General features: G+C 64.6%; 13 protein-coding genes. 10 read left to right on the top strand and 3 right to left on the bottom strand.

Annotation, left to right across the window (positions count from 1 at the left end; all coding sequences use genetic code 11):
• Positions 1–11 precede the first annotated feature (11 nt).
• Positions 12–1196, bottom strand: a complete 1185-nt coding sequence (gene metC, locus QRQ56_RS07010) for a cystathionine beta-lyase (protein ID WP_438738648.1) — start codon at positions 1194–1196, stop codon at positions 12–14.
• Positions 1197–1587: 391 nt separating this feature from the next.
• On the opposite strand from metC, the gene QRQ56_RS07005 reads away from it, so the two are divergent.
• From QRQ56_RS07005 to QRQ56_RS06970, 8 genes are all read left to right on the top strand, one after another.
• The gene (locus tag QRQ56_RS07005) at positions 1588–2604 is read left to right on the top strand and encodes an amino acid ABC transporter substrate-binding protein (protein WP_438738646.1); all 1017 of its coding nucleotides are present in this window, start codon (positions 1588–1590) and stop codon (positions 2602–2604) included.
• Between the two features lie 25 nt (positions 2605–2629).
• Positions 2630–3835 (top strand): amino acid ABC transporter permease, encoded by a 1206-nt coding sequence (locus QRQ56_RS07000; protein ID WP_438738645.1) that lies wholly within the window; start codon positions 2630–2632, stop codon positions 3833–3835.
• Positions 3832–5352, top strand: a complete 1521-nt coding sequence (locus tag QRQ56_RS06995; protein ID WP_438738644.1) for an ABC transporter permease subunit — start codon at positions 3832–3834, stop codon at positions 5350–5352. The genes QRQ56_RS07000 and QRQ56_RS06995 overlap by 4 nt, the downstream gene beginning before the upstream one ends.
• Positions 5353–5363: 11 nt before the next feature.
• Positions 5364–6101 carry an amino acid ABC transporter ATP-binding protein gene (locus QRQ56_RS06990; protein WP_438738643.1) on the top strand — a complete coding sequence of 246 codons (738 nt, stop codon included), beginning with the start codon at positions 5364–5366 and terminating at the stop codon, positions 6099–6101.
• 101 nt (positions 6102–6202) lie between these two features.
• Entirely contained in the window at positions 6203–8443 is a 2241-nt protein-coding gene (locus QRQ56_RS06985) for an O-linked N-acetylglucosamine transferase family protein (protein WP_438738641.1), read from the top strand.
• 115 nt (positions 8444–8558) lie between these two features.
• The gene (locus QRQ56_RS06980) at positions 8559–10802 is read left to right on the top strand and encodes an O-linked N-acetylglucosamine transferase family protein (RefSeq protein ID WP_438738639.1); all 2244 of its coding nucleotides are present in this window, start codon (positions 8559–8561) and stop codon (positions 10800–10802) included.
• A gap of 142 nt (positions 10803–10944) precedes the next feature.
• Positions 10945–13167, top strand: a complete 2223-nt coding sequence (locus QRQ56_RS06975; protein WP_438738637.1) for an O-linked N-acetylglucosamine transferase family protein — start codon at positions 10945–10947, stop codon at positions 13165–13167.
• A gap of 144 nt (positions 13168–13311) precedes the next feature.
• Positions 13312–15543, top strand: a complete 2232-nt coding sequence (locus QRQ56_RS06970) for an O-linked N-acetylglucosamine transferase family protein (protein WP_438738636.1) — start codon at positions 13312–13314, stop codon at positions 15541–15543.
• A gap of 54 nt (positions 15544–15597) precedes the next feature.
• On the opposite strand, the gene QRQ56_RS06965 is transcribed toward QRQ56_RS06970, so the two are convergent.
• Both QRQ56_RS06965 and QRQ56_RS06960 read right to left on the bottom strand, forming a co-directional pair.
• Positions 15598–16632: a cysteine synthase A gene (locus tag QRQ56_RS06965; protein WP_438738634.1), complete on the bottom strand. Its 1035-nt coding sequence runs from the start codon at positions 16630–16632 to the stop codon at positions 15598–15600.
• Between the two features lie 309 nt (positions 16633–16941).
• The gene (locus QRQ56_RS06960; RefSeq protein ID WP_438738632.1) at positions 16942–17214 is read right to left on the bottom strand and encodes a hypothetical protein; all 273 of its coding nucleotides are present in this window, start codon (positions 17212–17214) and stop codon (positions 16942–16944) included.
• A 164-nt stretch (positions 17215–17378) separates the two neighbouring features.
• Between QRQ56_RS06960 and QRQ56_RS06955 the strand changes: the two genes are divergently transcribed.
• Positions 17379–18863, top strand: a complete 1485-nt coding sequence (locus QRQ56_RS06955; RefSeq protein ID WP_438738631.1) for an efflux transporter outer membrane subunit — start codon at positions 17379–17381, stop codon at positions 18861–18863.
• A complete protein-coding gene (locus QRQ56_RS06950) occupies positions 18853–20298 on the top strand; it encodes an efflux RND transporter periplasmic adaptor subunit (protein ID WP_438738629.1) in 1446 nt (481 codons plus the stop codon). Before QRQ56_RS06955 ends, QRQ56_RS06950 begins: the two co-directional genes overlap by 11 nt.
• Positions 20299–20326 lie beyond the last annotated feature (28 nt).

Here is a 20326-nt window from a genome sequence, read left to right as displayed (position 1 = left end):
TGTGAGCAGGCTCACATTGCCGCTTTGAGGGCAGCGAAGCCGCGATCGAGATCGGCCTTGAGATCGTCGACGCTCTCGAGCCCGATGTGCAAACGCAGTGTCGGGCCGCCCGGCGACCATTTGGTCGCGGTGCGATAGGCATCGCAGTCGAAGGGAATCGCAAGGCTCTCGAAGCCGCCCCAGGAAAAGCCCATGCCGAACAGCTTGAGCGTGTTGAGCATGGTGTCGACGGCCTGCTGCGGCGCCGGCTTGAGCACGATGCTGAACAGGCCGGATGCGCCGGTGAAGTCGCGCTTCCAGATGGCGTGACCGGGATCGGTCTCCAGGCCCGGATGCAGCACGCGTGCGACCTCGGGCCGGCCAGCGAGCCAGTGCGCCATGTCGAGGCCGGAGCGATGATGCTGCGCCAACCGCACCGACAGCGTGCGCAGGCCGCGCAGCGCGAGGAAGACGTCGTCGGGACCGGCGCAGACGCCGAGCAGGCGGATGCCCTCGGTGATCTGCGGCCACGCCTTGGCATTGGCCGAAATGGTGCCGAACATGATGTCGGAATGGCCGCCAATATATTTTGTGGCGGCCTGCATGCTGATGTCGACGCCCTGTTCGAGCGAGCGGTGAAAGAGCGGCGTCGCCCAGGTGTTGTCGTCGATGACAAGCGCGCCGCGCGCATGCGCGACCTCGGCGATGGCGCGGATATCAGGCATCTCGAACGACTGCGAGCCCGGCGCCTCCACCAGTACCGCGCGGGTGTTCGGTTTGAACAATTTTTCGATGCCGGCGCCGATCAGCGGGTCGAAATAGGTGGTCTCGATCCCATAGCGGGCGAGCATGCCGTTGCAGAAATTGCGCGAGGGCCGATAGACGTTGTCGATGACCAGGATGTGGTCGCCGGTCTTCAGGACCGAGAGCAGGGTGGTGGAGATGGCCGACAGCCCCGAGGGCACGATGCCGACGCCGGCGCATTGCGGCCCCTCCAGCGCCATCAGCGTCTCCTGGAACGCCTTGGTGGTGGGGGAACCGTGGCGGCCATAGGTGAACTCGCCGCGATGGGCGTGCAGGTCCTCGGCGGTCGGGTACAGCACGGTCGAGCCGTGGAAAACCGGCGGATTGACGAACCCCTTCTGCGCCTTGGTGTCGCGGCCAGAGGTGATCAGCCGGGTCTCGGCCTGCTGCTCTTGGGGGTGCGAGGAATCCATGCGTCTGCTTTCAAAACTGCGTTTCCGCTCGGGCGTGGCGCCTGACGGGCTGGCCAAAAGGCCGCTGTCGTTAATAACAGAACACAGAAGAGTCCCGTCAACCCCTTGACCCGGCAGGCCAGTCGTTCTGAGATGCGCAGGTGCTATTCAGTCGCCGCATGTTGAGGGGCCTGCCGCGACCTTCGATCCATCGTCTGACCGAACCTTGCGCCACAGCCAAACAACAGGGCGGGCGCCAGCGGCGGGGATTAGGGTATGGCCTCTCAGGATGGGCGGGTGTTCGGCAAGGTTTCCAGCACGACTCTTGCAGGACTGGTGTCGATACGCCCGGTCCGGCAGGGATGATCCTGAGACAACGTTCCTTGAGACGACTTTGAAAGGCCCAAAGCCCATGAAACGCGTAACCCTGGCTCTCACCCTTGCTCTCGCCGCCGGTCTCTCCGCCCAAGCCGCCGATGCGCAAACGCTCAAGACCGTCAAGGACCGGGGCATGCTGTCCTGCGGCGTCAGCCAGGGCCTGCCGGGCTTCTCCTCGCCCGACGACAAGGGCAACTGGACCGGCCTCGACGTCGACGTCTGCCGCGCCATTGCCGGTGCGATCTTCAACGATCCGAGCAAGGTCAAATACGTGCCGCTGTCCGCCAAGGACCGCTTCACCGCGCTGCAATCCGGCGAGATCGACGTGCTCTCGCGCAACACCACCTGGACCATCTCGCGCGACACCTCGCTCGGCGCCAACTTCACCGGCGTGACCTATTATGACGGGCAGGGCTTCATGGTGAAGAAGTCGCTCAAGGTGAATTCGGCGCTCGAGCTCAACAGCGCCTCGGTCTGCGTGCAGACCGGCACCACCACCGAGCAGAACCTCGCCGACTACTTCAAGGCCAACAACATGAAGTACGAGGTGATCGCGTTCGGCACCAACGATGAAACCGTCAAGGCCTACGAAGCCGGGCGCTGCGACGTCTTCACCACCGACCAGTCCGGCCTCTACGCCAATCGCCTCAAGCTTGCCAATCCCAATGATCACATGGTTCTGCCCGAGATCATCTCGAAGGAACCGCTCGGCCCGATGGTGCGCCACGGCGACGACCAGTGGTTCGACATCGTGAAGTGGTCGCTGTTTGCGATGCTCACCGCCGAGGAACTCGGCGTGACCTCGAAGAACGTCGACGAGAAGGCGAAGCTGGAAAACCCGGAGATGAAGCGCGTGCTCGGCACGGACGGCAATTTCGGCGAACAGCTCGGACTGACCAAGGATTGGGTGGTGCGGATCGTGAAGGCGGTCGGCAATTACGGCGAAGTGTTCGACCGCAATGTCGGCGCGGGCTCGCCGCTCGCCATCAACCGTGGTCTCAACAATCTCTGGAATAAGGGCGGTCTTCAGTACGCGCCGCCGATCCGCTGATCGCCCCTGATCTCGTGGCGGCGGCATGAGCACCGAGGCCCGAAAACCGCCGCCCCAGATCGCGCTGAAGATCAGACGCGTTCTGGGCGGCAAGGCAGGCTGGAACGGCATCGCCGTCCAGTTTGCCTTCGCGGCGATCCTGGGCTGGATCGGTTATGAGATCGTCTCCAACGCCCGCGCCAACCTCGAGAACCAGCACATCGCCGCCGGCTTCGGCTTCCTGCGCAACAATGCCGGCTTCGACGTCAACCAGACCTTGATCCCCTACACCGGCTCGGACACGTTCCTGCGCGTTTTCGTGGTCGGGCTGCTGAACACGCTCGTGGTCTCGGTGGTCGGCATCGTCTTCGCCACCCTGATCGGCTTCGTCGTCGCGCTGTGCCGGCTGTCGCCGAACTGGCTGTTGTCGCGTGTCGGCGAGATCTACGTCGAGATCATCCGCAACCTGCCACTGCTGTTCCAGATCCTGTTCTGGTACCTGGCGGTGCTCGCGGCCTTGCCCAACCCGCGGCAGAGCATCTCGCTGCTCGGCATCGCCTTCCTCAGCAATCGCGGCCTCGTCGTTCCGAGCCCGGTCGGTGGGGCCGGCCTCGAACCGTTCCTGGCGATGCTGGCGCTCGGCGTGGTCGCCGCGCTGGCCCTGCGCTTCCATGCAAGGCGCGCGTTGTTTGCGGAGGGACGGGTGATCCGGATCTGGCCCTATGTGCTCGGTCTGGTGTTCGGCCTGCCGCTCGCCGCCATGCTGATATCGGGTTTGCCGTTCACCTTCGAGCTGCCGCAGCTCAAGGGGTTCAACTTCGCGGGCGGCTCGCGGGTCATTCCGGAGTTCGTGGCGCTGACGCTGGCGCTGTCGACCTATACCGCGGCCTTCATCGCCGAAATCGTCCGCGCCGGCATCCTGTCGGTCCACAAGGGGCAGATGGAGGCGGGATCGTCCCTCGGCCTCAGCCGCGGCAACACGCTCCGGCTGATCGTTGTGCCGCAGGCCATGCGCGTCATCGTGCCGCCGCTGACCAACCAGTACCTCAATCTCACCAAGAACTCGTCGCTGGCGGTCGCGATCGGCTATCCTGATCTCGTCTCCGTGTTTGCGGGTACGTCGCTCAGCCAGACCGGCCAGGCGATCGAGATCATCGCGATGACGATGGGCATCTATCTGCTGATCTCGCTGCTCACCAGCGCGATCATGAGCGTCTACGGTTGGCGCGTCAGCCGGAGTCTGGGCGCATGAGCGATATCGCCTCGAACAGCTTCGTTCGCCAGGATCTGCTCACCGAGCGTCCCGCGCCGGTGAAGACCACGGGCTTCATCGGGCTGATGCGGACGCGCCTGTTCAACTCGCCGACCAACATCCTGCTCACCATCGTGGGCGTCTTGCTGCTGTGGTTCACCATCATTCCGTCCGTTAGGTTCCTGGTCGTCCAGGCGGTCTGGAGCGGCAACGACCGTGCGGCATGCCTCGCCGAAAACGCCGGCTTTGTGGTCGGCGCCTGCTGGCCCTATATCCAGGCCAAGCTGCCGCAATTGATCTACGGCTTCTATCCAGAGGCCGAGCGCTGGCGGGTCAACCTCACCTTCGTCCTTGCGGTGGCCCTGCTTGTGCCGCTGCTCGTGCCGCGCCTGCCGGCGAAGGGGCTCAACGCCAGCCTGTTTTTCATCGCCTATCCGGTGGTCGCGTTCTTCCTGCTGCACGGCGGCGGCCTCAAGGGCTTTGGCCTCAGCTGGACGGCTGGCCTGCTGGAATTGTTCGACGACAGCATCTTCGGCGCCGGGCAGGCCCTGGTCGGCCTCAGCAAGACCTCAGCCGTCGGGCCGCTATTGTGGGCGGTCGGGAATGTCATCGTTCTGGTCGGCACCGCGATCCATTGGCTGATCCTGCCGCTGACCTGGCTGCGCGACCAGTTTCAGGGCGCCGGCCTGTCGGTGTGGGCCGACTTCGCCGTGACGGCCGTGATCGTGTCCCTGATCGCTTTCTGGCTCGGCGGCGGCTTGCGGACCGGCTGGCGCGCTCTGGCGTCGAGCATCGTTGCTTTCGTCGCCATCGCCGCGGTGATCAAGCTGATGGGGCTCGACAGTGGCGGCTTGCCGGTCGTGGCGACGAATTTGTGGGGCGGCCTGCTGGTGACACTGGTGGTCTCCGTCACCGGCATCGTCACCTCGCTGCCAATCGGCATTGCGCTCGCGCTTGGTCGCCGCTCCACCATTCCCTTGATCCGGATCTTCTCGATCGCCTTCATCGAGTTCTGGCGCGGCGTGCCGCTGATCACCGTTTTGTTTTTCGCCACCTACATGCTGCCGCTGTTCCTGCCCGGCAATTTCACCGTCGACGGGCTCGTCCGCGCACTGATCGGCATCGCACTGTTCACGGGTGCCTACCAGGCCGAGAACGTCCGTGGCGGCCTGGCCGCGATTCCGCGCGGGCAGGGCGAGGCGGCGGCCGCCCTCGGGCTGTCGTGGTGGAAGACGACGTCGCTGATCGTGCTGCCGCAGGCGTTGCGCCACGTCATCCCGAACCTCGTCAACAGCTTCATCTCGCTGTTCAAGGACACCTCGCTGGTCTCGATCGTCGCGCTGTTCGACCTTCTGGGCTCGCTTCGCGCCTCGTTCTCGGATCCGAAATGGTCGACGCCCTCGACCGCGTTCACCGGCTTTGCGTTCGCCGGGATCATCTACTTCCTCTTCTGCTTTGGAATGTCGCGCTACTCGCTGTTCGTCGAGCATCGCCTCAACGCCCATCGTCGCAACTGATCGAGGTCACCATGACAGACCCCATCGTCAAGATTTCCGGCCTCAACAAATGGTACGGCGACTTTCACGTACTGCGCGACATCGACCTCGAAGTGAGGAAGGGCGAGCGCATCGTTATTTGCGGGCCCTCCGGCTCCGGCAAGTCGACCTTGATCCGCTGCATCAACGCGCTCGAGGAATTCCAGGAGGGCGAGATCGTCGTCGACGGCATCGAACTCGGGCCCAACCTCAAGCACGTCGACGCGGTGCGCCGCGAGGTCGGCATGGTGTTCCAGAGCTTCAACCTGTTCCCGCATCTGACCGTGCTGGACAATTGCACGCTGGCCCCGATCTGGGTCCGCAACATCCCGAAGAGGGACGCCGAGGCGACCGCGATGAAGTTCCTGGAGCGGGTCAAGATCCCGCATCAGGCCAACAAGTTTCCGGGCCAGATGTCCGGCGGCCAGCAGCAGCGCGTCGCCATCGCCCGCGCGCTGACGATGAATCCCAAGGTTATGCTGTTCGACGAGCCGACCTCGGCGCTCGACCCCGAGATGGTCAAGGAGGTGCTGGACACCATGGTGGATCTTGCCGGGGAGGGCATGACCATGCTGGTCGTCACCCACGAGATGGGCTTTGCCCGCGAGGTCGCCAACCGCGTGGTGTTCATGGATGCCGGCCAGATCATCGAGGCCAACACCCCGAACGAGTTCTTTGCCGCGCCCCAGCACGCCCGCACGAAGCTGTTTCTGAGCCAGATTCTGCGGTGATGGCCTGACATCCGGGCGCTTCGCGGACCCGCTGGGCCACAAGCTTGGCACCATGCGAATCAGCTCTCGCTCCTTTTCGGGCCATTCCCCGGAGAGAGACCTTGCAGAGCAGTGTCGGCGCACGCGCTTATCAGAATGCGCGATTGCAGAAGAAGTTGAGGAAGCAGGCGGACGCCGTCCTGACCTTCGCTGTCGAGGCGCTTGGGCAGGGCAGGTTCGCTGAGGCCGAGGCCCTCTGCCACGAGATCCTGAAGGAAGTTCCGGATCATTTCCACGCCACGCATCTGCTCGGCCTGCGCGCATTTGACAGCGGGCGGTTGGAAGAGGCGCAGCAACTGCTCGCGCGCGCGGTCGAGATCGATCCGCGCTCGCCCGATGCGCACGGCAATCTCGGGGCCGTGTATTTCGATCTGCAGAAATTCCAGGATGCCCGCGCAAGCCAGGAGAAGGCCATCGCGCTGAAGCCGAATTGTCCGATCACCCTGACCAATCTCGGCAACACCTTGCTCAACGTCGGCCTCGGCGAGCAGGCAGTCGATCTGCACGAGCGCGCGATCAGGTTGCGGCCGGACTATGCCGATGCATTTTGCAACCGCGGCATGGCGGAATTGACGATCGGCCGGCTCGAACGTGCCAAGGAAAGTTTCGAGCGCACTCTCTCGTTTCAGCCGCGGCACGCCGAGGCGCTCGCCGGCAAGGGCATGGTGTGCATCGAGCTCAGGCACTACGAGGAGGCGGAAGCCGCTCTCGCAGCCGGGCTTGCGATCAAGCCCGGGTCGCCGCGGATCCTGGCGCAGCGCGGACGGCTCAATTTCGATCTGTCCCGGCTGGAGCAGGCGGCGGCGGACTTCGACGCGGCCCTGCTGCAATCGCCGCGGCTCGAGCTCGCGCTGCGCGGCAAGGCACAAGTCAATCTTCTCCTGGGAAACACCACGCAGGCGATCGCGGCCGTCAAGACGCTGCTCGAGGACAATCCGCGGTCCGACTACGCAACCGTGCTTCTCGGCGCCTGCTATGCGAACCAGGGGGATGTCGCGACGGCGCTCGAGTATCTCGATGCGGCGCTCGAGATCTCGCCGGACTATGCGGATGCCATCGCCCGCAAGATCTTCATCCTGGACTATCTGCCGGAGGCCGATTTCGCGGTCCAGCAGGCCGTTCGAAAATCCTGGTGGGATGCGATCGGCGCCAAGATGCCGCAACGGACGTTGTCGCCCGGTGACCTCAATCCGGACCGGCGGGTCGTCGTCGGCTATGTCGCCTCGGAATTCAGGAACCACTCGGCAGCGTTCGCGCTGTTGCCGGTGCTGCGCCATCACGACCACGCCGCATTCGAGATCGTCTGCTATTCCTGCTGGCCGTTGCAGGACGAGATTACCGAGAAGTTCAAGCCTCTCGCGGATGTCTGGGTCGACGCCGCGCAGCTTTCGGACGACGAGCTGGCTGATCGCATCCAGGCGGACAGGATCGATATCCTGATCGATGTGTCCGGGCATACCGCCGGCAACAGGCTTGGCGTATTCGCCCGCAAGCCGGCTCCGATCCAGGTCACGGGCTTCGGGCACGCGACCGGCACTGGCCTTCAGACCATGGACTATGTGCTCGCCGATCCCGTCTTCATTCCGGAAGCGGCGCGGCCCTTGCTGGCCGAGAAGGTCCATGATCTGCCGTGCCTGATCACGATCGATCCGATCCGGGATGTGCCGCCCTCGGAGCTGCCGATGCTCAGCAACGGCCATGTGACTTTCGGTGTGTTCAACCGCATCTACAAGATCTCGGATGAAGCCATCCGGGTGTGGTCGAAGATCATGCACGAGGTGGCCGGTTCGAAGATCATCATCAAGCACGGCTTGCTCGACGATCCCCTGCTGCGCGACGGCCTGATCGCGCGGTTCGTGGCGCACGGCATTGCCGAAGAGAACATCACCTGCCTCGGCTCGACCTCGCGCCACGAGCACCTGCTGGCCTTTGCGAAAGTCGACATCTCCCTCGACACGTTTCCGCAAAATGGCGGCATCAGCACCTGGGAGTCCCTCTATGCGGGCGTTCCCGTCGTCGCCAAGCTCGGCAACGGTTCCTCGGCGCGGGCCGGCGGCTCCATCGTGACGGCCGTCGGCCTCGACGACTGGGTCGCAGGCGACGACGATGGCTATGCCGCGATCGCGTGCAAATATGCGGCGCAGCCCGCGCTCCTGGCGACGTTGCGCACCGAGCTGCCGGCCCGGATCGAAGCCTCGCCCGCCGGCAATGTCGAGATCTACACCCGCGAGGTCGAAGCGGCCTATCGCCGGTTCTGGCGGGATCATTGCGCCGGCGCCGCGGACCGCGGCGAGGCCGCGTAGCCGGACCATGCGCCGGGCCCCGGGAAATCCCGGGGGCGACGCGGGACCGGTGACCGGCCGGCCGGGACCGCGAATCAGCTAGACTCTGCCTCGGGCATCCTTCCGGAGAGACACCTTGCAGAAGAGCGGCGGCGGCGCGCGCGCATTCCAGAACGCGCGACTGCAGAAGAAATTGATGAAGCAGGCCGATGCGGTCATCGCAGCAGCGGCGAATGCCTATGGCGAGGGCCGGTACGCCGAGACCGAGGCGCTGTGCCGCGAGATCCTGAAAGCGCTTCCGGATCATGTCGATGCCATCCACCTGCTCGGCATGTGCGCCCATGACGGCCGGCGCCTCGAGGAGGCGAAAGAGCTACTAGAGCGTGTGATCGCGCTCGATCCGCGCCTGCATGATGCCCACAACAACCTCGCGACGGTGCATTTCGACCTCGGCAATTACGAGGAGGCGCGCCGCTGCCAGGAGCGGGCGATCGCACTGAAGCCGAATTTCGCGGTCGCGCTGACCAATCTCGGCAACACGCTGATGCATATGGGACAGTATGAGCAGGCGCTGGAGATGCACGAGCGCGCCATCAAGCTGAAGCCGGATTATGCGGATGCGCTCTGCAACCGCGGCATGGTCGAGCTCGTGCTCGCGCAGATCATGCGCGCCAAGGAGAGTTTCGATCGCGCTCTGCTGTTTCAGCCGCGCCACGCGGAGGCCATCGTCGGCAGCGGCATGGTCAGCATGGAACTCCGGCACTACGACGAGGCGGCCACCAAGTTTGCCACGGCGCTGGCGATCAAGCCCGGCGCGCCGCGGATCATGGCCCAGCGCGGACGGCTCAGCTACGAGCTGCAGCGTCTGGAGCCCGCGCTTGCCGATTTCGAGGCGGCGCTCGCGATCTCGCCCAAGCTCGAGCTGGCGCTCCGGGGCAAGGCACAGACCTGCCTCGTCATGGGAAAGACCGCGCAGGCGATGGCGGCCGCGACGACCTTGATCGAGCGAAATCCGCGCTCCGAGATGGGAATGGCGCTGATGGGCTTCGCCTATTCGAACCAGGGCGACATGGATACCGCGATCGAATATCTCGATCGCGCGCTGGCGCTCCGACCGGACTATGGGGACGCGATCAGGGGAAAGATCTTCCTGGAGGACTACCGCGCCGAGGCCGACTTCGTGGTCCAGCAGGCGGTGAGAAAATCCTGGTGGGATCAGATCGGCTCCAAGGTACCGCGAAGGGAACTGCCCAAGCGGCCGCTCGATCCGGACAAGCAGATTGTGGTCGGCTATGTCGCGGCCGAATTCCGCCAGCATTCGGCGGGACTGACCCTGCTGCCGGTGCTGCGCCATCACGATCACGCCAAGTTCAAGATCATCTGCTATTACTCCTGGCCGGGAGCGGATGAGTACACCGCCGTCTTCAAGTCGCTGGCGGATGTCTGGGTCGATGCGTGGGGGCTTTCGGACGACGAGCTCGCCGATCGCATTCAGGCCGACAATGTCGACATCCTGATCGACGTGTCGGGCCATACGACCGGCAACCGGCTGCAATGCTTCGCGCGGAAGCCCGCACCGATCCAGGCCACGGGCTTCGGCCATGCGACGGGCACGGGCATGCCGACGATGGATTATGTGCTCGCGGATCCCGTCTTCATTCCGCCGTCGGCCCGTCACCTGTTTCCCGAGAAGATCTACGATCTGCCGTGCCTGATCACGATGGAACCCGTCACCAATCTGCAGCCGTCCGAGCTGCCGATGCTCCGCAACGGCTACGTCACGTTCGGCGTGTTCAACCGCATCTACAAGATCTCGGATGACGCGATCCGTGTGTGGTCGCGCATCATGCGGGAGGTGAAGGGGTCGAAGATCATCCTCAAGCATGGTCTGCTCGACGATGCCCTGCTGCGCGATAGTCTTGTCGCGCGCTTCATCGCACAAGGCATTGCGGAGGAGGACATCACCTGCCTCGGTACCACCTCGCGCGACGACCATTTGATGGCCTTCGACAGGATCGACATTTCCCTCGACACGTTCCCGCAAAATGGCGGCATCAGCACCTGGGAATCCCTCTACAAGGGTGTTCCGGTCGTTGCCAAGCTCGGCATCGGCGCGTCCTCGCGTGCCGGCGCCTCCATCGTTGCGGCTGTCGGCCTCGGCGACTGGGTCGCCGAGGATGACGATGGCTATGTCGAGATCGCCCGCCGATTTGCCTCGCAGCCCGAGCATCTGGCGAAGTTGCGGGCAGGGCTGCCGGCCCAGATCGCAGCTTCTCCGGCCGGCAATGTCGAGATCTACACGCGCGAGCTCGAAGCGGGGTACCGCAAGTTCTGGCGCGACTATTGTGCCGCGGCCTCGGCCGGCAGCGACCCTGCTTAAGGCGGATCAGGCACACCAGCCGCACCTCGGTCGGATCCCGCGGCGAAGCCTCGGGAACTGCCGGAGGGATCCGGTCCCGCCGGCCGGCCGGCCCGAAGCTCGAATCAGTTAGACTCGCCACGCCATTGTCCGGAGAGACATCTTGCAGAGCAGCGCCGGCGCGCGCGCATTCCAGAATGCGCGATTGCAGAAGAAGTTGAAGAAGCAGGTCGACGCCATCATCTCCGCCGCGGCGACTGCCTTCGGCCAGGGCAGATACGCCGAGAGCGAGACGCTCTGTCGCCAGATCCTTCAAGCCATTCCGGATCATTTCGACGCTACGCATGTGCTCGGCCGGTGCGCGCAGCAGGGCGGGCGCCTGGACGAGGCGGAACAGCTTCTGGAACGCGCGATCGTCCTCGATCCACGTTCGCACGAGGCGCATAACAATCTCGCGGCTGTGCACCTGGCTCTTCAGAGATTTGAGGCCGCCCGTGCCTGTCGGGAGAAGGCCATCGCGCTCAAGCCGAATTTCGTGCCGGCCCTGGTCGGCCTCGGCAACACGCTGCTCCAGATGAACCTGCCCGAACAGGCCATCGAGCAATACGATCGCGCCATCGCCTTGAAGCCCGACCACGCCGATGCGCTCTGTAATCGCGGCCTGGCCGAGCTGGCGCTGGGTCAGTTTGAGCGCGGCTTGCAAAGCCTGGAGCGCGCGCTGCTGTTTCAGCCGCGCCATGCCGAGGCGCTCGTCGGCAAGGGTGTGGCCTGCATCGAGCTCAAACATTTCGATGAGGCGGAAGCCGCGCTTGCGGCGGCGCTGGCGCTCAAGCCCAGCTCGGCGAAGATCCTGGCGCAGCATGGGCGGCTCAATTACGAGTTGGAGCGCCTGGAACCGGCGCTTGCGGATTTCGAGGCTGCGCTTGCGATCTCGCCCAAGCTCGAGCTGGCGCTTCGGGGCAAGGCACAGGCTTGCCTCGTGATGGGGAAGACCGCGCAGGCCATGGCGGCCGCCGCGGCGTTGATCGAGCGAAATCCGTCATCAGAGGTCGGATTGGCGCTGATGGGCTTTGCCCATTCGAACCAGGGCGAGATGGACGCCGCCATTAGCTATCTCGATCGCGCGTTGGCGATCCGGCCGGACTATGCGGATGCGATCCGGGGAAAGATCTTCCTGCAGGACTTCCGCGCCGAGGCCGATTTCGCGGTCCAGCAGGCGGTCCGGCGGGATTGGTGGGACTTCATCGGCTCCAGGATTGCGCGGCGGCGGTTGCAGGAGCGATCGCACGATCCGGAAAGGCAGATTGTCGTCGGCTATGTCGGCGCCGAATTCCGGCAACACTCGGCTGCGCTCACCTTGCTGCCGGTTCTGCGTCATCATGATCGCGCCGGGTTCAAGATCGTCTGCTATTCGTGCTCGCCGGCACGAGACGAATTGACTGCCAAATTCAAGTCTCTGGCGGACGTCTGGGTCGATGCCTGGCAGCTTTCGGACGACGAGCTGGCCGATCGCATCGAGGCCGACCAGATCGACATCCTGATCGACGTGTCCGGGCACACGACCGGCAACAGGTTGCCCGTCTTCGCCCGCAAGCCGGCCCCGATCCAGGCTACCGGCTTCGGACACGCCACGGGCACGGGCCTTCAGACCATGGACTATGTGCTCGCGGATCCCGTCTTCATTCCGCAATCGGCACGACATCTGTTGGCCGAAAAGGTCTTCGACCTTCCGTGCCTGAACACGATTGACCCGATCGCGGATGTGCCGCCTTCGGAGCTTCCCATGCTTCGCAACGGCCATTTGACGTTCGGCGTGTTCAACCGCGTCAACAAGATCTCGGACGATGCCATCCGTGTGTGGGCCAAGCTGATGCACGAGGTGACCGGCGCGAAGATCATCGTCAAGCATACCTTGCTCGACGATCCGCTGGTGCGCGACGGCCTTCTTGCGCGCCTGGTGGCGCAGGGCATCGCCGAGGAGAACATCACCTGTCTCGGTTCGTCCGAGCGTAGTGAGCATTTGCGGGCCTTCGCGAATGTCGACATCTCCCTCGATCCGTTCCCGCAGAATGGCGGCATCAGCACCTGGGAATCTTTCTATGCCGGCGTTCCCGTCGTCGCCAAGCTCGGCATCGGCGCGTCATCGCGCGCCGGCGCATCCATCGTGACCGCCGTCGGCCTCGGTGACTGGGTCGCCGGGAATGACGATGGCTATGTCGAGATCGCCCGCCGGTTTGCCGCGCAGCCAGAGCATCTGGCGGCGTTGCGCACAGGGCTACCGGCCCGGATCGCAGCCTCGCCCGCCGGCAATGTCGAAGGCTACACGCGCGCGCTCGAAACGGGGTACCGCCAGTTCTGGCGCGACTACTGCAGCACGGCCTCGTGAGGCGGCAAGGCTGCTGTCCGCGGGGCGGACGCACCTCGCGGTTCCCGAGCGGGCCCCCGGGATAGCCCGGGAGGATCTGCCACCGCGCCGGCCGCTCGCGCGAATCAGCTAGACTCGCCGCGGGCCATCTTCCGGAGACACACCTTGCAGAGCAGCGCCGGCGCGCGCGCATTCCAGAATGCGCGATTGCAGAAGAAACTGAAGAAGCAGGCCGACGCCATCATCTCCGCCGCGGCGAGCGCCTATGGCCAGGGCCGGTACGCCGAGAGCGAGGCGCTCTGTCGCCAGATCGTGCAAGGCATTCCCGATCACTTCGACGCCACGCATTTCCTCGGCCTCAGCGTGCAACAGCTCGGGCGCCTCGATGAGGCGCAGCAATTGCTCGAGCGCGCCATCGCCATCGAGCCCCGTTCACACGAGGCCCACAACAATCTCGCAGGCGTGCATCTGGCCCTTCAGAAATTCGACGCCGCCCGCGTCCATCTGGAAAAGGCCATCGCGCTGAAGCCAAATTTTGCGCCGGCTCTTGCCGGGCTTGGCAATACCTTGCTCCAGATGAACCTGCCCGAACAGGCGATCGAGCAGTACGATCGCGCCATCGCCCTGAAGCCCGACCATGCCGATGCGCTCTGCAATCGTGGCCTGGCCGAGCTTGGGTTGCGCCAACTTGATCGCGCCAGGCAAAGTTTCGAGCGCGCGCTGTTGTTCCAGCCGCGAAACGTGGAGGCGCTCGTCGGCAAGGGTTTGGTCAACATCGAGCTTAAGAACTTCGACGAGGCGACGGGCGCGCTCGAGGCCGCGCTCGCGTTGAGGCCTGGTTCGGCGAAGATTCTGGCGAACCGCGGACGGCTCAATTTTGAGACGTCGAGGCTGGAACAGGCGATGGCGGATTTTGACGCGGCGCTTGCGATTTCGCCCCGGCTCGAGGTGGCATTGGAGGGGAAGGCGCAAGTCTCGCTCGCCATGGGAAACACGGCGCAGGCGATCCTGGCCTGCACCACTTTGCTGGAGGTAAATCCGCGCTCCGCGGTCGCGATGGCGCTGATGAGCGCTTGTTTTGCGAACCAGGGAGAGATCGCGTCGGCCATCGAGCTGCTCGACGCTGCGTTGGCTATCGTGCCCGATGCCAGCTTGATCGGACGAAAGATATTCTTCCTGGATTATCTCTCCGACGCCGATTTCGCGGTTCAGCAGGCCGCGCGAAAGCAGTGGTGGGACGCAATCGGCGCCAAATTGCAGCAAAGAAAGCTCGCGCCGCGGCAGCTCGATCCCGACCGGCAGATCGTGATCGGCTATGTCGCGGCCGAGTTCTGGTACCACTCGGCGGGCTTCACGCTGTTACCGGTGCTCGCCCATCACGATCACGACAAATTCCGGATCGTCTGCTATTCATGCTCACCGGTCCGGGACGAGATGACCGCCAAATTCGAATCCCTGGCGGATGTCTGGGTCGAGGCCGGGCGGCTCACGGACGACCAGTTGGCCGATCGTATCGAGGCGGACAAGGTCGATATCCTGATCGACGTTTCCGGCCACACGACCGGCAACAGGCTCCATGTCTTCGCGCGCAAGCCGGCCCCCATTCAAGTCTCGGGTTTCGGACACGCGACCGGCACGGGCCTCGGGACCATGGACCATTTGCTCGCGGATCCGGTCTTCATCCCGCAATCGGCCCGGCATCTGTTTGCCGAAAAGGTCCACGATCTGCCTTGCCTGATCACGATCGATCCGATCCGGGACGTCCCGCCATCGGAGCTGCCGATGCTGCGCAACGGCTACGTCACCTTCGGCGTGTTCAACCGCATCTACAAGATCTCGGACGAAGCGATCCGGGCGTGGGCGCGCATCATGCGCGAATTGCCGGGGTCCAGGATCGTCGTCAAGCATACCCTGCTCGACGATCCGCTGCTGCGCGATGGTTTGATCGCGCGCTTCGTGGCGCAGGGCATCGCGGAAGAGACCGTCACCTGCCTAGGCTCGACCCCGCGCCTCGAGCATCTGCGCGCCTTCGCCGGGATCGATATCTCGCTCGATACGTTCCCGCAAAACGGCGGCATCAGTACCTGGGAATCGCTCTATGCGGGCGTTCCGGTCGTGGCCAAGCTCGGCCACGGAGCTTCCTCACGTGCCGGCGGCTCCATCGTCGCAGCCGTCGGTCTCGGCGACTGGGTCGCCGAGGATGACGACAGCTATGTCGAGATCGCCCGCAAGTTTGCCTCGCAGCCCGAGCACCTCGCGAAATTGCGCGCGGACTTGCCAGCCCTGATCGCGGCCGCGCCCGCCGGCAATGTCGAGACTTTCACGCGCAGGGTCGAGGAGGGGTATCGCCAGTTCTGGCGCGACTATTGTGCCACGGCCCCGGAACGCAGCGCGTGACGTCGGCCGTGCTTGCTTAGCCAACGCGGGTCCTCGTCGAGGGGCGAGGGACGATCACACGAAGGGCGGCTTGATGTTGCTGCGCTTCTCCAGCCATTCCGGCACCGGCAGGTTCTTGGCGCGCATGAAGTCCGCGTTGAAAAGCTTCGACTGGTAGCGGCTGCCGGAATCGCACAGCACGGTGACGACGGTCTTGCCGGGCCCGAGCTGCTTGGCGAGGCGCATCGCGCCCACGATGTTGACGCCGGTCGAGCCGCCGAGGCACAGGCCTTCATGCTGGAGCAGCTCGTAGATCACGCTGACGGCCTCGGCGTCGGGAATGAGATAGGCCTCATCGACCTTTGCGGTCTCGACGATCGCAGTCGCCCGGTTGAGACCGATGCCCTCGGTGATCGAGCCGCCGGGCGTCGCTTTCGCATCGCCCGTCCTGAAATATTCGTACATGCCGGCGCCGTGCGGGTCGGCACAGGCGATCCGCACGTTCTTGTTCTTCTCTTTCAAGTAGCGGCTGGTGCCGGCGAGCGTGCCGCCACTGCCGACCGAGCAGACGAAGCCGTCGACCTTGCCGTCGGTCTGCTCCCAGATCTCCGGCCCCGTGGATTCGTAATGCGCCTTGGCATTGTCGAGGTTGTTCCACTGATCGGCGAACAGCACGCCGTTCGGCTCGGTCTTGCGCAGCTCGTCGGCAAGGCGGCGACCGACATGCTGGTAGTTGTTGGGATTGGCGTAAGGCAGGGCGGGGACCTCGATCAGCTCGGCGCCGCACAGCTTCAGGAAGTCCTTCTTTTCCTGGCTCTGAGTCTCCGGGATCACGATCAGGGTGCGATAGCCGCGCGCGCTGGCGACGACGGCGAGGCCAATGCCGGTATTGCCGGCTGTCGCCTCCACCACGAGACCGCCGGGCTTGAGCTCGCCGCGCTTCTCGGCCTCCAGGATCATCCATTTGCCGGCGCGGTCCTTGACCGACTGGCCGGGGTTCATGAACTCGGCCTTGCCGAGAATGGTGCAGCCGGTCAGTTCCGAGGCGCGTTTCAGCTTGATCAGCGGGGTATTGCCGATGGCTTCGACGACGTCGTTGCGAATGGTCATGTCAGGGAAATCGCTTACCAAGAGGGTTGATCTAATTGGTCAGAACCTAGTGCTTGGGAGGCCAAAGGGGAAGGCTTTTGCGTTGCGGCGAAAATGGCCGAAACGCCTGTCCGAACAGCGATATTCCTGAATCGAACGGCCGCCGATGATGGGCCGGGCCGCAGGCTGCGATAGCGGTAGGAGGAATTGGCTGAACGTCGCCAGAGGACGGAAGATGACAGTCGCCGTTCGCCACTTCACGAGCAGGTTCTTCCCTGGGCGCGACGAGCCGATATCAGGGGACCGTGGGTGGCATCTGGACGGCGGATATCACATCTGCATGAGGATCGCTTCCGTTTCGGTGCTGAACGGTGCTGAACGGTCTTGGGCCGGCGCTTTGGCTGGAGAGCGCGGCAAAAGCGACGCCGTGGGGTGCGACGCCGCTGGAGGGAACAGCCTATCTGACGGTGTGGCAGCAATATCACATGAAATCTTGGTAAGCTTGCTTACGTTTCTCAACGTTTCGGGAATGACAAAAGTGCCTGCAGCGCAGGCATTTGTTGCAATTTCGTCGATCAGTTTCCGGCGCGCTGGCGCAGTCATCTCGCGGCTGCGGGACTGTCCCGCTGCTCAGCGCCCGGCTAGTATCAATGTCCAGGTTCCGCAGAAAGCATCACCCCTGTGAACGAGTCGTCCAAAGCCCCGCGATGGTCCCGCAGCGAATCGGTTAAGCCGGTTGCGCGGCGGCGCGATCTGCCCGGCGGGGGGTGGATGTGACACAAGATGTGGCTGCGATCGCCATGCGGCGGTCTGAAGCTCTGGCATCCCGGACGCTGCGTGCGGCGCGCTGGATTGCGGTGTTGTGCCTGGCCGCGGGGTCGGGCGCTTGCGTGCTGACCCAGGATCTTCCCGATCCCGCCCTCGACGTTCCCACGAAGTACAAATACGCCGGCAAGGGCGACGCGCCGCCGACGCTGGATTGGTGGCGCGGCTTCCGCTCCAGGGAGCTGACCCAGCTCATGGAAGAGGCCCAGACCGTCAACCTCGACATTGCCGCCGCTGTTGCGCGCATCGTCCAGGCCGACGCGCAGGCGCGGCAGGCCGGCGCAGCACTGCTGCCGAGCTTGTCGGGCACCGGGCAGGAGACCTATTCGCGCACTTCCGGCTCGTCCTCTTCAGGCCTCACCAATGGCGGCCGTGAGGTCGTCAACTACCAGGCCTCGTTGAGCGCGAGCTACCAGCTCGACTTCTGGGGCCAGAATCGCGATGCACTGCAGACGGCGGAAGAGACGGCGAACGCCAACCGCTTCGATCGCGACACTGTCGCGCTGACGACGCTGGCAAGCGTCGCCAACGCCTATTTCCAGGTGCTGGCCTCGCAGGACCGCATCCGGACGTCACAGCGCAACATCGCGAGCGCGCAGCGTATCCTCGATGCCGTGAGGGAACGGCGCAAGGCTGGCACCGGTACCGATCTCGACGTGGCCCAGCAGGAAAGCGTGCTTGCCAACCAGAAGGCCTTGGTGCCGCCGCTGCGCCAGACGCTCGACCAGAACCGGAATGCGCTCGCCGTGCTGGTGTCGCGGCCGCCGGAAAGCGTGCGCATCGACGGCGGCTCGCTGAACTATGTCGCGGTCCCGCGCGTCACGCCCGGTCTGCCGTCGGAGATCCTGACGCAGCGGCCGGACATCCGCAGGCAGGAAGCGCAGCTCGCCTCCGCGACCGCGAACATCGGCAATGCCCGCGCACAGTTCTTTCCGACCATTCAGCTCACCGGCAATGGCGGCTACCAGAGCTCCGCGCTGGTGTCGCTGTTCCAGCCGCACGCGGCCTTCTTCCAGCTCGTCGGCAGTGCGACGCAGCCGATCTTCGACGGCGGCAAGATCCTCGGCAATTTCGAATACGCCAAGGCACGTCAGGACGAGCTGCTGCAGACCTACCGCAAGACTATCGTCCAGGCGTTCACCGATGTCGACAACGCGCTGTTCTCGATCAGGCAGACCACGATCAAGCTGCAATTGCAGCGCGAGGTGCTCAACGCCTCCAGGCGCGCCTTCGATCTGTCCGAGCAGCAATTGCGGGCCGGCACCGCCGACATCGTGACCGTGCTCAACACCCAGCTGACCCTGTTCACCGCGGAAGACGCGCTGTCCCAGGCCCAACTCGCACGGCTTCTCGCCATCGTGAGCCTGTACCAGGCGCTCGGCGGCGGCTGGGAGCCGCGCATGGAGAAACCGGTCAATGCTCTTTAAGCCGGATGGCAAGCAAGGCGTGGCGGAGGGGACGGCGAAAAAATCGCGCGGCCGCGGCTTCGTCATGACCTTGATCACGCTCGCGATCCTCGGCGGCCTGTTCTATCTGGGCTGGACCGCCACGCATCAGCAGCAGGCCAACAACCGCAACAACCAGCGGCTCGATCTGCCGGTGCCTGTGCTGGCGGCGAGCCCGCGGGTGCAGGACGTTCCGGTCTATCTCGACGGCGTCGGCGCGATCCGGGCGCTGAACACGGTGACCGTGCGCTCGCAGGTCGACGGCAAGCTGATCGCGGTGAATTTCACGGAAGGCCAGGACGTCAAGAAGGGCGACGTGCTCGGCGAGATCGACCCCGCGCTCTATCAGGCCACCTACGACCAGGCCGTCGCCAAGAAGGCGCAGGACCAGGCCCAGCTCGCCAACCAGCGCATCGACCTGACGCGCTACGAGCAGCTGGCTGCCTCCAATGCCGGCTCCAAGCAGCAGGCTGACACCCAGCGCGCGCTGGTCGCGCAGACCGAGGCGCTGGTCAAGGCCGACCAGGCCGCGATCGACAATGCGGCGGCGACGCTGAGCTACACCAAGATCGTGGCGCCGCTCTCGGGCCGCGCCGGTCTACGTCAGGTCGACCAGGGCAACATCATCCATGCCTCCGACACCACGGGTCTCGTGGTGATCACGCAATTGCAGCCGATCGCAGTGTGGTTCAGCCTGCCGCAACAGCAGATCATGCGCGTCAATGCGGCCGCGGCGAAGGGCGCGCTGGTGGTCGACGTGTTCGGCAATGACGGCGTCACCGTGATCGACACCGGCAAGCTCACCGGCATCGACAACCAGGTCGACCAGACCACCGGCACGCTCAAGCTCAAGGCCGAATTCCCCAACGCCAATTACCAGCTCTGGCCGGGCCAGTTCGTCAATGTCCGCCTCAAGGTCGAGACCTTGATGCAGGCTTTGGTGGTGCCGACCTCTGCCGTGCAGCGCGGCCCGATCGGGACCTTCAGCTATGTCATCGGCGAGGACAATACCGTCTCGGCCAAGCCCGTGACGGTGACGCAGCAGAACGAGCATGATGCCGTGATCGCCAGCGGCCTGTCGGCGAGCGACAGGGTGGTCACCACCGGCTTCGCCAATCTCTCCGACGGCTCCAAGGTGACTATCGGCCGCGACGACCAGACCCCGTCGGCCGATCTCGCCCCGCGCAAGCGCTCGCGCGGGCCTGACGCGCAGAAGAAGGATGGCGCCAAGGAAGGCCAGAAGGAAAGCCAGAAGGACGGGCAGGGCAAGTCCGGCGAATTCCGCGCCAAGCGAAATGGTGCCGAAGGCGACCAGAAGGGGCAGACTGGACCGGCTCCGGGACCGGCTGCCGCGCCGTCCCCGACACCTTCTCCGGAAGCTGCACCTGCGCCCGGCAGCGGAGCCAAGCAGCCATGATCCCGACAACGGCCGCTTGACGCGGCAG

It is taken from the genome of Bradyrhizobium sp. U531 (assembly GCF_051710265.1).
GTDB lineage: Bacteria > Pseudomonadota > Alphaproteobacteria > Rhizobiales > Xanthobacteraceae > Bradyrhizobium.
The sequence above is the reverse complement of the archived record's forward strand: the minus strand, read 5'-3'. Positions and strand labels throughout refer to the sequence as shown.